Here is a 14,608-nt window from a genome sequence, read left to right as displayed (position 1 = left end):
GCATCCCAAGGCCAAGGCCCGAAGCTACTTCTGCCGTAGCGTCGGGCCTTTGTTTTGATGGCTACGCCTTCTTCTCCCGAATTCACTGCTGCGCCCGCCGCAATCACGCTCGCCGTGGATTGCATGGGGGGTGACCATGGGCCGCGTGTCACGCTCGCGGCCTGCCGCGCATTTCTCGAGCGGCACAGCGAGGCCTCGCTGCTGCTGGTCGGCGCGCCGGCCGCGCTCGCGGGCTTTGCCGCGCATCCGCGTGCCCGCATCGTTGCAGCCAGCGAAGTTGTGGGCATGGACGACCCGATCGAAATTGCCCTGCGCAAGAAGAAAGATTCTTCGATGCGTGTGGCGATCCAGCAGGTCAAGGACGGTGCTGCCCAGGCTGCCGTGTCGGCCGGCAACACCGGTGCATTGATGGCCATTGCGCGCTATCTGCTCAAGACCCTCGACGGCATCGACCGCCCTGCGATTGCGCCGCAACTGCCGAACGCCAAGGGCGGCGCAACGACCGTGCTCGACCTCGGTGCGAACGTCGACTGCGACGCCGAGGACCTCCTTCAGTTCGCCGTGCTCGGCTCGGCGCTGGTGTCGGCGCTTACCGGTAACGAGGCGCCTTCGGTCGGCCTGCTCAATATCGGCGAAGAGGCCATCAAGGGCAGCGAAACAATCAAAAAAGCCAGTCAACTGCTGCGTACGGCTGCCAACTCCAAAGATCTCAACTTCTACGGCAACGTGGAAGGCAACGATATTTTCAAGGGCACGACCGACATCGTCGTTTGTGACGGTTTTGTCGGAAATGTGGCGTTGAAAGCCAGTGAAGGCGTGGCTTCGATGATCGGCGAGTTCATTCGCGTGGAGTTCTCGCGGAGCGTCTTCACCAAACTGGCTGCAATTGTTGCCTATCCGGTTCTAAAAGCTTTCAAAAGCCGTCTGGATCATCGGCGCTACAACGGGGCGGCCTTGCTCGGCCTGCGTGGCCTGGTTTTCAAGAGCCATGGCTCGGCTGATGAAGTGGCTTTCGGACATGCGCTCGATCGCGCTTATGATGCCGCTCGCAACAACCTGCTCGATCGCGTGCGGGCCCGCATCGCCCACGCCGCGCCTTTGCTCGCGCGGCAGGAGCCGGCGGCGCCGGTCGACGCGACGGCCCTTCACGTTTGATGACGACCCCTTACTCACGCATTACCGGCACCGGCAGCTACCTGCCTCCACGCCGCGTGACCAATGACGATCTCGCCAAGGAATTGGCGACACGCGGCATCGAAACCTCCGATCAGTGGATCGTCGAGCGCACCGGCATCCACGCGCGCCACTTCGCGGCGCCGGAAGTCACGAGCAGCGATCTCGGCTACGAGGCCGCCCGGCACGCTCTCGAAGCTGCCGGACGCAAGGCCAGCGATGTCGACCTGATCATCGTCGCGACCTCGACGCCCGACATGGTGTTTCCTTCGTCGGCCGCCATCCTCCAGCACAAGCTCGGCATTGCCGGCTGCCCGGCGTTCGACGTCCAGGCGGTCTGCAGCGGCTTCGTCTACGCGCTGACCGTCGCCGACGCGATGATCCGCACCGGCACCGCGCGTTGCGCGCTGGTGGTGGGCGCTGAAGTGTTCTCCCGCATCCTCGACTTCAACGATCGCACCACCTGCGTGCTGTTCGGCGACGGCGCGGGCGCGGTGGTGCTCGAGGCGAGCGAGGAGCCGGGCATCCTGGCCAGCGACCTGCACGCGGACGGCAAGCACGTGGGCATCCTTTGCGTGCCCGGGCATGTGTCCGGCGGCAACGTGCTGGGCACGCCCTTGCTGCACATGGACGGCCAGGCCGTCTTCAAGCTCGCGGTTCGCGTGCTCGAAGAGGCTGCGCGCGCCACGCTAGCGAAGGCCGGCAAGACCGACGCCGACATCGACTGGCTGATTCCGCACCAGGCCAACATCCGCATCATGGAAGGCACGGCCAGGAAGCTGAAGCTTCCACGCGAAAAGCTCATCGTCACGGTGAACGAGCACGGCAACACGTCTGCCGCGTCGATCCCGCTGGCTCTCGACGAAGCCGTGCGTTCTGGCAAGGTGAAGAAGGGCGAAACACTCATGCTCGAAGGCGTGGGCGGCGGCTTCACCTGGGGCGCGGTGCTATTGAACCTGTAGTGTGTTGCGCCGTCCCCAAGAGGGCGGCTGCAATGCGAGACAACGCATAAACAATGAAATCCTTTGCTTTTGTTTTCCCCGGTCAGGGCTCGCAGGCTGTCGGCATGCTCGACGGCTGGGGCGATCATCCGGCCGTGGTCGAAACCCTGCGCGAAGCTTCCGAGGCGCTGGGCGAAGACGTTGGCGCGCTGATCAAGAACGGCCCCAAGGAAGAACTGGCCCTCACGACCAATACCCAGCCCGTGATGCTGGTCGCGGGTGTCGCGGCCTGGCGCGCCTGGCTGGCTGAGGGCGGCGCGACGCCGGCCGTGGTGGCCGGCCATTCGCTCGGCGAATACTCGGCGCTGGTCGCTTCCGGCGTGTTGACGCTGGCGCAAGCCGCGCCGCTGGTGCGCTTCCGCGCGCAAGCGATGCAACAGGCTGTGCCGGTGGGCGTCGGCGCGATGGCTGCTGTGCTAGGCATGGAGTCCGGCAAGGTGGTCGCCGGCTGCGCGGAAGCCACCGCGAGTTTCGGTGCGGGCAGCGCCGAAATCGTCGAGGCGGTGAATTTCAACGACCCCATGCAGACAGTGATCGCCGGCAGCAAGGCTGCCGTCGACAAGGCCTGCGAACTGCTCAAGGCCAACGGTGCCAAGCGTGCATTGCTGTTGCCGGTGTCGGCACCGTTCCATTCGAGCCTGATGAAGCCTGCCGCCGAGGCGCTGCGCGAGAAACTGGCCTCCGTCACGCTGGCTGCGCCGCAGATCCCGGTGCTGAACAACATCGATGTCGCCGTCGAAACCGATGCCGACCGCATCCGCGACGCCCTGGTGCGCCAGGCCGCCGGTCCGGTTCGCTGGGTAGAGAGCGTGCAGGCCTTGAAACTGCGCGGTGTAGCCGCCATCATCGAGTGCGGTCCCGGCAAGGTGCTGGCCGGCATGGTGAAGCGCATCGCCCCCGATCTGGAAGCCGCGTCGGTGTACGACCCGGCCACGCTCGCGGACACCCGACAATCGCTCGCCGGCTGACCGGCGCAAGGCCCCGACACTTTTTCTTATGAGCATTCCCAAATTCGAAGGGCAAGTCGCCCTGGTCACCGGCGCGACGCGCGGCATCGGCGCAGCCATCGCGCTGGAGCTGGCGCAGCGCGGCCTGAAGGTCGTGGGCACCGGCACCACCGACGAGGGCGCGGCCAAGATCACTTCGGCCCTGAGCGCCTATGACGGCCGCGGCCGTGCGCTCGACGTGAACGACGGCGCGGCGGTCGAGGCCCTGATCGACGAGATCGTCAAGGCCTACGGCGCGATCCACGTGCTGGTCAACAACGCCGGCATCACGCGCGACACGCTCGCCATGCGCATGAAGGACAGCGACTGGGACGCGGTGCTAGACACCAATCTCAAGGCTGTCTTCTCGCTCTCGCGCGCCGTGATCCGCCCGATGATGAAGCAGCGCTACGGCCGCATCATCAGCATCACCAGCGTGGTCGGCGCCTCCGGCAATGCCGGCCAGGCCAACTACGCGGCCGCCAAGGCCGGTGTCGCGGGCATGACCCGCGCGCTAGCCCGCGAGCTCGGCAGCCGCAACATCACCGTCAACTGCGTCGCACCCGGTTTCATCGAAACCGACATGACGGCCAGCCTGCCCGAAGCCCAGCAACAGGCGCTGCTCCAGCAGATCCCGCTGGGCCACCTGGGCAAGCCGGCCGACATCGCGCATGCGGTGGCTTACCTCGCATCGCCCCAGGCGTCCTACGTCACGGGGCAGGAGCTGCACGTCAACGGCGGCATGCACATGTAGCCGCAAGGCGCAACCTTTTCCCGTACCGGGTGCGCGGCAAATGCCACAATGCGCCCGGCTAAAATCCACCGATTACCTACAACCCTCAGAGGGAACCAAATGAGCGATATCGAAGCACGTGTCAAGAAAATCATCGCCGAGCAACTCGGCGTGGAAGAGTCCCAAGTGACGAATGAAAAGGCTTTCGTGGCCGACCTCGGCGCCGACTCTCTCGACACGGTCGAACTCGTGATGGCACTCGAAGACGAATTCGGCATCGAAATTCCCGACGAAGACGCCGAGAAGATCACCACGGTGCAAAACGCCGTCGACTACGCCACCAAGAATCAAAAGGCCTGATCGGCCAGCTGACAAGATTGCAACTGCGGCCGGCGGCTTTTACTTGAACCGCACGCGCCGGCAGGCAACTGTTCAGCGCTTCCAGAAAGGTTTGCCGGCATGACCAAACGCCGCGTCGTCGTGACCGGGCTCGGTTGCATCGCTCCTGTCGGAAACACCGCAACCGAATCCTGGGCCAACCTGTTGGCCGGGAAGTCGGGCATTGCGAACATCACCGCGTTCGATGCAAGCGCCTTCGCTTGCAAGTTCGCCGGTGAAGTCAAGGGTTTCGACATCACCCAATACATCTCGGAGAAGGAAGCGCGTCACATGGACCGCTTCATTCATCTGGGTCTGGCCGCCGCCATCCAGGCGGTGCAGGACAGCGGACTGCCGACCGGCGACGCGCTTTCCTATGAAGAGGCCGTGCGCATCGGCTGCAACATCGGCTCCGGCATCGGCGGCCTGCCGATGATCGAGGAAACGCACGGTGAACTGATGAACCGCGGCCCGCGCCGCGTTTCGCCGTTCTTCGTGCCTGCTTCGATCATCAACATGATCTCCGGCCACGTGTCGATCAAGTACGGCTTCAAGGGCCCGAACATCGCCGTCGTGACCGCCTGCACCACCGGCTTGCACGCCATCGGCACCTCGGCCCGCATGATCGAGTACGGCGATGCCGACGTGATGATCGCCGGCGGCGCCGAGTCGACCATCTCCCCGCTCGGCATCGGCGGCTTCACCGCGCCTCGCGCGCTGAGCACCCGCAACGACGATCCCGCCACGGCCTCCCGTCCGTGGGACAAGGACCGCGACGGCTTCGTGCTGGGCGAGGGCGCCGGCGTGCTGGTGCTTGAGGAGTACGAACACGCCAAGGCGCGCGGCGCCAAGATCTACGCGGAAGTCGCGGGCTTCGGCCTGACCGGCGACGCGTATCACATGACGGCACCCGACGTCGACGGCCCGCGCCGTTCGATGGCCATGGCGCTGTCGAATGCGGGCGTCAATGCGGACCAGGTGCAATACCTCAATGCACACGGCACTTCGACGCAGATCGGCGACGTCAACGAGACCAATGCGGTCAAGCTGGCCTTCGGCGATCACGCGAAGAAGCTCGTCGTCAATTCGACCAAGTCCATGACCGGCCACTTGCTGGGCGGCGCGGGCGGCATCGAATCGGTGTTCACGGTCCTGGCGCTGCACGAGCAGAAGAGCCCGCCGACCATCAACATCTTCAACCAGGATCCGGAGTGCGATCTCGACTACTGCGCCAACGAGGCGCGCGATCTGAAGATCGACGTCGCGGTCAAGAACAACTTCGGCTTCGGGGGCACCAACGGCACGCTGGTGTTCAAGCGCGCTTGAGCATTGCTCGGTCATGCACAGCGCACCGTCGGTGAACTACCCGGTGGGGCGCTCACGCGGCGCAACCCGGATCCTCGTCGTCCTGTGGGCATTGGGCGCCTGCTGCGCGGGCGCGTCCTGCTATGTGTTCGATAGCGCCGGATGGCGCCAGTTGCTGCTGGTGCTCAGTGTCGTTTTCGCGGGCGTCGCGGCGGGTTTCGGCCTGCGGCGCGACGGCGCCGGCGTGCTGCATTTCGATGGCCTTCAGTGGTCCTTGTCGAGTGCCGATGCGGCGCGCGGCGTGCGCAACGCGCGTGTGCTGGCGGCGCTCGATTTCCAGTCGCTGATGCTGCTGCGGCTCACCGAGCCGGGCCGCGCCCGCCACTGGGTCTGGATCGAGCAGCGAGCCATGCCGGAGCGCTGGCGCGACGTACGCCGTGCGGTATATTCGCGCCCCCCATCCGCGGAGCCAGCGGGCGACTCCTGGCGTGCGACGGCTCCTGCCGACGCTCCCTGAACCTTTCTCGATGACCACTTCTCCGCCGCCAGTGCCGCCGGATTCCGGGCTGACCGACGCGCCCGCGGAAGCGCCGCGTCCGGGCGAGGTCGACTTCCAGCTGGTCCAGCGCACGGTCGCGGGCGACCAGAAGGCGTTCGAGCTGCTGGTCATCAAGTACCAGCGCCGCATCGAGCGCCTGATCGGACGCATGGTGCGCGATGTCGACCTGATCGAGGACATCGCGCAGGAAACCTTCATTCGGGCCTACCGCGCGCTGCATCAGTTCCGCGGAGAAGCCCAGTTCTACACCTGGCTCTACCGGATCGCCGTCAACACCGCCAAGAAGGCGCTGGTGGACATGAAGCGCGACCCGACCGTTTCCGAAGCCGCCCTGAGGTCTTCTTCTGAGGACGAAGATGAAACTTACCGTCCCGGAAACGAACCAACCACCGACGAAACCCCCGAATCGGTCCTGGCGGCGAACGAAATCGCCAGTGCCGTCGAAGCTGCCATGGAAGCACTCCCCGCCGAGTTGCGCCAGGCGGTCACGCTGCGCGAAATCGAGGGCATGAGTTACGAAGAGATCGCCGAGGTCATGGATTGCCCTATCGGCACGGTGCGTTCGCGAATTTTCCGGGCGCGCGAGGCCATTTCGGCCAGGGTCAAGCCGCTGCTGGACAACCAGTCCGGCAAACGTTGGTAAGTAAGCAGGTGAATGAAATGAATCAGACGATGACGGTTCGGGAACAGGTGTCCGCACTTGCGGATGGTCATTTGCAGGGCGAGTCGTTCGCGCAGGCGATCGAGGCCATCTGCGCCGACAGCGAATCGCGCGCGACCTGGCAGGCCTATCACGTGGTGGGCGACGTGCTGCGTTCGGGCTCCCATTCGCCGTGCAGCGACAGCTCGGCCTTCCTGGCGCGCTTCCAGCAACGCCTGGCCGCGGAGCCCGTGGTGCTCGCTCCCGCGGCGGCGCCAGTCGCCGCGCCTGTGGCGCTTCCCCTGCAGCGCAGGGCGGAGGCGGCCAACGAGCCGGTGTTCCGCTGGAAGCTGGTGGCCGGTGCCGCCTCGCTGATGGCGGTGGCCGCCATCGGCTGGACGCTGGTCGGCAACGGCGCTGCCATTCCCCAGCCTGGCGCGCAACTCGCGTCGATCCAGCAGCAACAACAGCCGGCCGTCAATTCGGTGCTGGCCGCTGCGGCACTGAACGGCCCGCAGCAGCCCGCCGGCGGCACGCTGACGCCCACGCGCGTCATCGTCGGCAACGGCGCTCCGCAGGTCATGCTGCGCGATCCGCGGCTCGACCAACTGCTCGAAGCGCACCAGCAGGCCGGCGGCGCTTCGCAAATGCCTTCGGGCTTCCTGCGCAATGCCACTTTCGAGGGACCCACGCGCTGACAGCGCGCCCTTAGCAGCCCGCCCCTAATGACCGTTCAGATGCCGATTTCCGCGCGCGCCTGCGTGCTCGTGTTTGCAGCTTTCTGCCTGGCGCAGGTTTCCATCGCGCAGCCTCGTTCAGGCGCCGCGGTGAATCCCAAGAGCGCGGCCGCGGCGCAGACGGACGAGCCGCCGGCAATGAGCGTCACCGAGTGGCTGCAGCGCATGCACACGGGAGCCCGGCAGCGCAATTACGTGGGCACTTTCGTGGTGTCGGCGCCGGGCGGCGACCTGTCGAGCGCGCGCATCTGGCACGTGCGCGACGGCGAGCACCAGATCGAGCGCATCGAGGCCCTGTCGGGACCGCCGCGTTCGACCTTCCGGCGCAACCGCAACGTCATGACCTTCCTGCCGGAAGCGAAGGTCGTCAAGGTCGAGAAGCGGGAGAACCTCGATCTCTTCCCGAACCTGCCGGACAAGCCCGATTCGTCGATCAGCGATTTCTACGACGTGCGTGCGATCGGCAAGGACCGCGTGGCGGGCTTCGACGCCGACGTGGTGCAGCTGGTGCCGCACGACGCGCTGCGCTTCGGCTACCGCGTCTGGAGCGAGCGCCGATCCGGCCTCGTGGTGAAGCTGCAGACCATCGACAGCGAATCGCGCGTGGTGGAGCAGTCGGCGTTCTCCGAACTGCAGCTCGACGCACCCGTGAAGCCGCAGGCGCTGGCACAGATGATGGCCAACACCTCCGGCTACCGCATCGAGAAGCTCGAGCTCGAGCGCTCCAGCGCACAGGACGAGGGCTGGACCCTCAGCACGCCGGTGGCCGGATTCAAGCCCCGCAGCTTCTTCCGCCGTCCCCCGAGCGGCGAGAGCAGCAGCAACAACAACAGCGGCGGCAAGCAGAAACAACAGGACGCGACCACGGTCCAGTGGACTTTCTCCGACGGACTGGCCTCGGTATCGCTCTTCATCGAGCGCTACGATGCCGCGCGCGCGCCGCGCGACGGCGTGCTGACCATCGGCGCCACCAATGCGATCCGCCGGCGCCTGCCGGAACCCGCCAGCGACTGGTGGCTGACCGCGGTCGGCGAAGTGCCGCAGCAGACACTCAACGCGTTCGCCCAGAGCCTCGCGCGCACGCGCTGATTCGACGCATTTGCCGCGCAAGGCCGGTTGCGCTGAACCAAGCCTGTGCCGCAGACTCATAGCACTTGTTTTTTAGCCGCTCTGCTCTTTTGAAAGAAAACCGATGATCTTCAAAGTCGAGGGACACAAGCTTCGTTCCGGTGTTTTGGCTTTCGCGCTTGCGCTCACGGCAGGCGCCAGCTTCCTGCCTGTCGAGCCCGTGCACGCGCAGACGCGCACGCTGCCCGATTTCACCGACCTGGTCGACCAGGTCGGTCCCTCCGTCGTCAACATCCGCACCATCGAGAAGGTGACGCCGCGCGCCGGCAACGGCGAGATGGACGAGGAGATGCAGGAGTTCTTCCGCCGCTTCTTCGGCCAGCCGCTGCCGGGCGCGCCCCGTTCGGGCCCGCGCCAGAACCGGCCGCAGCAACCGCAGGAAGAGGAGCGCCCCCGCGGCGTGGGCTCCGGCTTCATCCTGACGGCCGACGGCTACGTGATGACCAATGCGCACGTGGTGGAAGACGCTTCTGAGGTGCTGGTCACGCTGCCCGACAAGCGCGAGTTCAAGGCCAAGATCGTGGGCGCCGACAAGCGCACCGACGTCGCGGTCGTCAAGATCGAGGCCACTGGCCTGCCGGCCGTGAAGGTGGGCGACATCTCCAGGCTGCGCGTCGGCGAATGGGTCATGGCCATCGGCTCGCCGTTCGGCCTCGAGAACACCGTCACCGCCGGCATCGTGAGCGCGAAGCAGCGTGACACCGGCGAATACCTGCCGTTCATCCAGACCGACGTGGCCATCAACCCCGGCAACTCGGGCGGCCCGCTGATCAACATGCGCGGCGAGGTGGTCGGCATCAACAGCCAGATCTACTCGCGCTCGGGCGGCTTCATGGGCATCTCGTTCTCGATCCCGATCGACGAGGCGATCCGCGTGAGCGACCAGCTGCGCACCTCGGGCCGCGTGTCGCGCGGCCGCATCGGCGTGCAGATCGACCAAGTGACGAAGGACGTGGCCGAGGCCATCGGCCTTGGCAAGGCGCAGGGCGCGCTGGTGCGCGGCGTCGAGGCCGGATCGCCGGGCGAGAAGGCCGGCGTGGAGCCGGGTGACGTGATCACCAAGTTCGACGGCAAGGCCATCGAGAAGCCGAGCGACCTGCCGCGCCTGGTGGGCAACACCAAGCCCGGCACGAAGAGCACGCTCACGGTGTTCCGCCGCGGTGCGTCGCGCGACCTCAGCGTGACCATCGCAGAGATCGAACCCGACAAGCCCAGCAAGCGCGCGACCGACCGAGACGAAACGCCGGCCAAGCCACCGGTATCCGCGGCCGCCAAATCGCTCGGCCTTGCCGTGAGCGACCTCACCGACGCGCAGAAGAAAGAGCTCAAGCTGAAGGGCGGCGTGAAGGTCGATGCTGCCAGCGACGCCGCTGCGCGCGCGGGCCTGCGCGAGGGCGACATCATCCTGGCCGTGGGCAATTCGGACATCGCGAACGCGCGTGAATTCGAGTCCGCCATCGGCAAGGCCGACAAGAGCAAGGCGCTCAGCGTGCTGTTCCGCCGCGGTGACTGGGCGCAGTACGCCCTGATCCGCCCCACACGCTGATCTGACGCTGGCGTCAAGTGGCCCCACCCGGCAGTCGGGTTTGGGGCCGTTTTTTTGAGGTGTTTACGACGTTCTGGCGCCGTGCCCCAAAAAAAATCTGGGAGGCCGAAACCCTCTGATTTTGTTTGTGCCTACTAACTTATAAAAGGCCTAAGAACGAATTTCGGTAGAATAGAGCACCCTCGACGGCCGGCCAGCGCATAAGGAGTGCGCTGGCCTTCACGATGCGAGATGTCAGACAGCAGTCCACCGGTGCTCCACAGATCGCCCACAAGTTGTTCAGTAACTGCTCCACCGATCCTGTTGATAACCTGTTTATATCTTTGATGTTGTGGACCTGCAACGACCCCTTTGGAGCCTGTTCCCGGATGTACGTGCTTCCCTTTTTGCCTACAATGAAGTTCCAACTACTGCAGTTGCCATTGCTTGTTGGTTCAGGGCGCGTCTCCAGAAGACGCGCCCTTTTTTCTTGCCTGTCGCCCTCTGCGCGCGAGCCAATTCAAGTACTTAAGCGTTCCCGTTGATGAATCACATCAGAAATTTTTCGATCATTGCGCACATCGACCATGGCAAGTCGACGCTCGCAGACCGTTTGATCCAGCGCTGCGGCGGCCTCGCGGAACGCGAGATGGAAGCGCAGGTGCTCGACTCGATGGACATCGAGAAAGAGCGTGGGATAACCATCAAGGCACAGACCGCGGCGCTGCACTACAAGGCACGCGACGGACAGGTCTACAACCTCAATCTGATCGATACGCCGGGCCACGTCGACTTCTCGTATGAAGTGAGTCGCTCGCTGTCCGCATGCGAAGGCGCGCTGCTCGTCGTCGATGCATCGCAAGGTGTCGAAGCGCAGACGGTGGCCAACTGCTACACCGCGCTCGACCTCGGCGTCGAAGTGGTGCCGGTGCTCAACAAGATCGACCTGCCCAACGCGGACCTCGACAACGCGCGCACCGAGATCGAAGACGTGATCGGCATCGACGCGACCGACGCGATTCCTTGTTCCGCCAAGACCGGTGTCGGCATCGACGACATCCTCGAAGCCATCGTCGCACGCATGCCCGCGCCGCGCGGCAACCCCGACGGCCCGCTGCGCGCGATGATCGTCGACAGCTGGTTCGACCCGTACGTCGGCGTCGTCATGCTGGTGCGCGTGGTCGACGGCCGGCTCGTGAAGGGCGAGCGCATCAAGATGATGGCGTCCGGCGCGATGTACAACGCCGACAGCGTGGGCGTGTTCACACCGGCCAACGAGCCGCGGCCTTCGCTCGAGGCGGGCGAGGTGGGCTACATCATCGCGGGCATCAAGGAACTGCAGGCCGCCAAGGTCGGCGACACGGTCACGCTGATCAAGCCGGGCACCGGCGGTGCGGCGGCCACGGCAACCGAGGCGTTGCCCGGCTTCAAGGAAATCCAGCCGCAGGTGTTCGCGGGCCTGTACCCCACCGAAGCCAGCGAGTACGACTCGCTGCGCGACGCGCTGGAGAAACTCAAGCTCAACGATTCGTCGCTGCGCTACGAGCCCGAAGTGAGCCAGGCGCTGGGCTTCGGCTTCCGCTGCGGCTTCCTCGGCCTGCTGCACATGGAAATCGTGCAGGAGCGGCTGGAGCGCGAGTTCGACCAGGACCTGATCACGACTGCGCCCAGCGTGGTCTACCAGGTGGTCAAGAACGACGGCGAGGTGATCATGGTCGAGAACCCGTCCAAGATGCCCGACGTCGGCCGCATGGCCGAGATCCGCGAGCCGATCGTCACCGTGCACCTGTACATGCCGCAGGAATACGTCGGCTCCGTCATGACGCTGGCCAACCAGAAGCGCGGCGTGCAGATGAACATGGCCTACCACGGCCGCCAGGTCATGCTGACCTACGAGATGCCGCTCGGCGAGATCGTGCTCGACTTCTTCGACAAGCTGAAATCGGTGAGCCGCGGCTACGCCTCCATGGACTACGAGTTCAAGGAGTACCGCGCGTCCGACGTGGTGAAGGTCGACATCCTGCTGAACGGCGACAAGGTCGACGCGCTGTCGATCATCGTGCACCGCAGCCAGTCGCAGTACCGCGGCCGGGCGGTGGTCTCGAAGATGCGCGAGATCATTTCGCGCCAGATGTACGACGTGGCGATCCAGGCGGCCATCGGTGTCACCATCATTGCGCGTGAGACAATCAAGGCCCTTCGCAAGAACGTGCTGGCCAAGTGCTACGGCGGCGACATCTCCCGCAAGAAGAAGCTGCTCGAGAAGCAGAAGGCCGGCAAGAAAAGAATGAAGCAGATCGGCTCCGTCGAGGTCCCGCAAGAGGCCTTCCTCGCGATTCTGCAAGTCGAAGACTGATCAAAAAATGGCATTCCTCACCTCCCTGGTACTCGCGGTTTTCGCCGGCTATGTCGGTGCCTGGTATTTCGGCGCGATCGAAGGCAACTTCGCACTGCTGCTGTTCCTGGCGACGGTGGTCACCGGCCTCTACTGGCTGGCCGAACGCTTCTATTTCCTGCCGAAGCGCGAGCAGGCCGCCGCCAGGCTCGAAGCCTCGCTGGCCGAGCGCAACGAGCGGCTGGCCGGGCAGGGCATCAAGCAGGTCGACACCGCCGACGCCAAGGCGAGCGAACGCCTGCTGATGCAGCCCTGGTGGCTCGACTGGACCGCCGGGCTCTTCCCAGTGATCCTGGTGGTGTTCCTGCTGCGCTCGTTCCTGTACGAGCCCTTCAAGATTCCTTCGGGCTCGATGATGCCCACGCTGCTGACCGGCGACCTGATCCTGGTCAACAAGTTCACCTACGGCCTGCGCCTGCCGGTGATCAACACAAAGATCACCGACGGCACGCCGCTGGCGCGCGGCGACGTGGTGGTGTTCCGCTACCCGCCCAAGCCCAGCATGGACTACATCAAGCGCGTGGTCGGCATCCCGGGCGACGAGGTGTCCTACCTGAACAAGAAGCTCATGATCAATGGTCAGCCGGTGTCCAAGTCGCCGGACGCCGACTACCTCGACGGCGAATCGATGCGCCTGCTCAAGCAGTTCACCGAGAACCTCGGCGGCAAGCAGCACAAGATCCTCAACGACGACGCGGCACCCAACTTCGTGCCGGGCGCCAGCGACTTCCCGGGCCGCGAGAACTGCCGCTACTCGGTCGAAGGCGTGGTCTGCAAAGTGCCCGCCGGCCAGTATTTCATGATGGGCGACAACCGCGATAATTCGGCGGATTCGCGTTTCTGGGGCTTCGTCCCCGACCAGAACATCGTTGGCCGGGCGTTCTTCGTCTGGATGAATTTCGGCGACCTGGGACGCATCGGTCCGTTTCAATAAGCCGTCATCGGCATCGTTCGAGGGGTAAGAGGGCATGAGAACACATCGGTCTGTCGCCGGCAGGGCGTCGCAACAGCGCGGCATTTCGTTCATCGGGCTGGTGTTCGTCGCGGTCGTGCTCGCGTGCGTGGGCGTGGTCGTCGCGCAGGTCATTCCGACTCTGATCGAGTGGCAGGCGATCGACAAGGCCGCCAACAAGGCCAAGGAAGGCACGACCGTGCCCGAAGTGCGCGCCATCTTCGACCGCGCGCAAGCCATCGACGACTTCAAGTCGGTCAGCGGCAAGGACCTGGACATCAAGAAGGTCGGCGACAAGGTGGTGGTCTCGTATGCCTACGAGCGCGAGATTCCTCTGTTCGGCCCGGCCTACCTGACGCTCAAATACAAGGGCGAGACCCGCTGAACGCGGCGCTTAAAAAGGTGGACGGCAGCCTTGTCGCGCTGCAGGCGCGTCTCCAGCACACCTTCTCCGATCCGCGGCTGCTCCAGCTCGCGCTCACGCACCGCAGTTTCTCGGCCGACCATAACGAGCGCCTGGAGTTTCTCGGCGACTCGGTGCTGAATCTCGCGGTTTCCCACCTGCTCTACATCCGTCTTTCGGCGCTGCCCGAGGGCGACCTTTCGCGCGTGCGCGCCAACCTGGTCAAGCAAGATACCTTGCACCGACTGGCGGTCGGGCTGGCGCTGTCGCCGCTGCTCAAGCTCGGCGAAGGCGAGGCCCGTTCCGGCGGCCCCAACCGCCCGTCGATCCTGGCCGATGCGCTCGAGGCGCTGATCGGCGCGGTCTATCTCGACGCCGGTTTCGCGGCTGCCCAGGCGCTGGTGCACCGGCTCTACGAAGCGGTCGAGATCAATCCGCGCATGGAAGCCGCGGCGAAAGATCCGAAGACCGAATTGCAGGAATGGCTGCAGGGCCACAAAATGAAGCTGCCGGTGTACCGCGTGGCCGCCACACTGGGCGCGGCGCACAAGCAGACTTTCGATGTCGAGTGCGAGGTGCCCGAGTTGGGACTTCGCGAACGCGGCATCGGCGGCTCGCGCCGCGCCGGCGAGCAGGCTGCCGCGGCCGCCATGTTGATCCGGCTCAAGGCACGCGGCGCCGCGTGAAATCAGA

15 protein-coding genes are annotated in these 14,608 nt (G+C 65.1%); all 15 read left to right on the top strand.

What is annotated here, in order from left to right:
- The first annotated feature begins 57 nt into the window (after positions 1–57).
- The 15 genes from plsX (at position 58) to rnc (ending at position 14,601) form a co-directional block, all read left to right on the top strand.
- The gene (gene plsX / locus QRN67_RS13230; protein WP_081271206.1) at positions 58–1,155 is read left to right on the top strand and encodes a phosphate acyltransferase PlsX; all 1,098 of its coding nucleotides are present in this window, start codon (positions 58–60) and stop codon (positions 1,153–1,155) included.
- Positions 1,155–2,135: a beta-ketoacyl-ACP synthase III gene (locus tag QRN67_RS13225; protein ID WP_106935309.1), complete on the top strand. Its 981-nt coding sequence runs from the start codon at positions 1,155–1,157 to the stop codon at positions 2,133–2,135. Before plsX ends, QRN67_RS13225 begins: the two co-directional genes overlap by 1 nt.
- Positions 2,136–2,188: 53 nt before the next feature.
- On the top strand, positions 2,189–3,142 hold the full coding sequence (gene fabD / locus QRN67_RS13220; RefSeq protein ID WP_106935308.1) for an ACP S-malonyltransferase: 954 nt from the start codon (positions 2,189–2,191) through the stop codon (positions 3,140–3,142).
- Positions 3,143–3,170: 28 nt separating this feature from the next.
- Complete coding sequence (gene fabG / locus QRN67_RS13215) at positions 3,171–3,914, top strand: 3-oxoacyl-ACP reductase FabG (RefSeq protein WP_081271203.1); 744 nt, start codon at positions 3,171–3,173, stop codon at positions 3,912–3,914.
- 99 nt (positions 3,915–4,013) lie between these two features.
- The gene (gene acpP, locus QRN67_RS13210) at positions 4,014–4,253 is read left to right on the top strand and encodes an acyl carrier protein (RefSeq protein WP_007830471.1); all 240 of its coding nucleotides are present in this window, start codon (positions 4,014–4,016) and stop codon (positions 4,251–4,253) included.
- A 99-nt stretch (positions 4,254–4,352) separates the two neighbouring features.
- Entirely contained in the window at positions 4,353–5,597 is a 1,245-nt protein-coding gene (gene fabF, locus QRN67_RS13205; RefSeq protein ID WP_081271202.1) for a beta-ketoacyl-ACP synthase II, read from the top strand.
- Positions 5,598–5,610: 13 nt separating this feature from the next.
- Entirely contained in the window at positions 5,611–6,093 is a 483-nt protein-coding gene (locus QRN67_RS13200) for a hypothetical protein (protein WP_285412111.1), read from the top strand.
- A gap of 10 nt (positions 6,094–6,103) precedes the next feature.
- The gene (gene rpoE / locus QRN67_RS13195; protein ID WP_081271200.1) at positions 6,104–6,778 is read left to right on the top strand and encodes an RNA polymerase sigma factor RpoE; all 675 of its coding nucleotides are present in this window, start codon (positions 6,104–6,106) and stop codon (positions 6,776–6,778) included.
- Between the two features lie 17 nt (positions 6,779–6,795).
- Positions 6,796–7,473, top strand: coding sequence for a sigma-E factor negative regulatory protein (locus QRN67_RS13190; RefSeq protein WP_081271199.1), 678 nt, complete (start codon positions 6,796–6,798; stop codon positions 7,471–7,473).
- A gap of 27 nt (positions 7,474–7,500) precedes the next feature.
- Positions 7,501–8,601: a MucB/RseB C-terminal domain-containing protein gene (locus tag QRN67_RS13185; protein WP_503010896.1), complete on the top strand. Its 1,101-nt coding sequence runs from the start codon at positions 7,501–7,503 to the stop codon at positions 8,599–8,601.
- 103 nt (positions 8,602–8,704) lie between these two features.
- A complete protein-coding gene (locus QRN67_RS13180) occupies positions 8,705–10,186 on the top strand; it encodes a DegQ family serine endoprotease (RefSeq protein WP_285412108.1) in 1,482 nt (493 codons plus the stop codon).
- Between the two features lie 523 nt (positions 10,187–10,709).
- Positions 10,710–12,521, top strand: coding sequence for a translation elongation factor 4 (gene lepA / locus QRN67_RS13175; RefSeq protein WP_285412106.1), 1,812 nt, complete (start codon positions 10,710–10,712; stop codon positions 12,519–12,521).
- A gap of 7 nt (positions 12,522–12,528) precedes the next feature.
- Positions 12,529–13,494, top strand: a complete 966-nt coding sequence (gene lepB, locus QRN67_RS13170; protein WP_081271195.1) for a signal peptidase I — start codon at positions 12,529–12,531, stop codon at positions 13,492–13,494.
- 34 nt (positions 13,495–13,528) lie between these two features.
- Positions 13,529–13,897 (top strand): DUF4845 domain-containing protein, encoded by a 369-nt coding sequence (locus QRN67_RS13165; RefSeq protein ID WP_081271194.1) that lies wholly within the window; start codon positions 13,529–13,531, stop codon positions 13,895–13,897.
- Positions 13,898–13,914: 17 nt separating this feature from the next.
- Positions 13,915–14,601 (top strand): ribonuclease III, encoded by a 687-nt coding sequence (gene rnc, locus QRN67_RS13160; RefSeq protein WP_081271193.1) that lies wholly within the window; start codon positions 13,915–13,917, stop codon positions 14,599–14,601.
- The last annotated feature ends 7 nt before the right edge of the window (positions 14,602–14,608 follow it).

The organism is Variovorax sp. efr-133-TYG-130, assembly GCF_030208835.1.
Taxonomy (GTDB): domain Bacteria; phylum Pseudomonadota; class Gammaproteobacteria; order Burkholderiales; family Burkholderiaceae_C; genus Variovorax.
Note: the sequence above shows the minus strand (reverse complement) of the source record. Positions and strands in the feature narration are given on the sequence as shown.

Coding starts and splice junctions, on each gene's coding strand:
- plsX (WP_081271206.1), top strand. CDS start 58: ATGGCTACGCCTTCTTCTCCCGAATTCACTGCTGCGCCCGCCGCAATC.
- QRN67_RS13225 (WP_106935309.1), top strand. CDS start 1,155: ATGACGACCCCTTACTCACGCATTACCGGCACCGGCAGCTACCTGCCT.
- fabD (WP_106935308.1), top strand. CDS start 2,189: ATGAAATCCTTTGCTTTTGTTTTCCCCGGTCAGGGCTCGCAGGCTGTC.
- fabG (WP_081271203.1), top strand. CDS start 3,171: ATGAGCATTCCCAAATTCGAAGGGCAAGTCGCCCTGGTCACCGGCGCG.
- acpP (WP_007830471.1), top strand. CDS start 4,014: ATGAGCGATATCGAAGCACGTGTCAAGAAAATCATCGCCGAGCAACTC.
- fabF (WP_081271202.1), top strand. CDS start 4,353: ATGACCAAACGCCGCGTCGTCGTGACCGGGCTCGGTTGCATCGCTCCT.
- QRN67_RS13200 (WP_285412111.1), top strand. CDS start 5,611: ATGCACAGCGCACCGTCGGTGAACTACCCGGTGGGGCGCTCACGCGGC.
- rpoE (WP_081271200.1), top strand. CDS start 6,104: ATGACCACTTCTCCGCCGCCAGTGCCGCCGGATTCCGGGCTGACCGAC.
- QRN67_RS13190 (WP_081271199.1), top strand. CDS start 6,796: ATGAATCAGACGATGACGGTTCGGGAACAGGTGTCCGCACTTGCGGAT.
- QRN67_RS13185 (WP_503010896.1), top strand. CDS start 7,501: ATGACCGTTCAGATGCCGATTTCCGCGCGCGCCTGCGTGCTCGTGTTT.
- QRN67_RS13180 (WP_285412108.1), top strand. CDS start 8,705: ATGATCTTCAAAGTCGAGGGACACAAGCTTCGTTCCGGTGTTTTGGCT.
- lepA (WP_285412106.1), top strand. CDS start 10,710: ATGAATCACATCAGAAATTTTTCGATCATTGCGCACATCGACCATGGC.
- lepB (WP_081271195.1), top strand. CDS start 12,529: ATGGCATTCCTCACCTCCCTGGTACTCGCGGTTTTCGCCGGCTATGTC.
- QRN67_RS13165 (WP_081271194.1), top strand. CDS start 13,529: ATGAGAACACATCGGTCTGTCGCCGGCAGGGCGTCGCAACAGCGCGGC.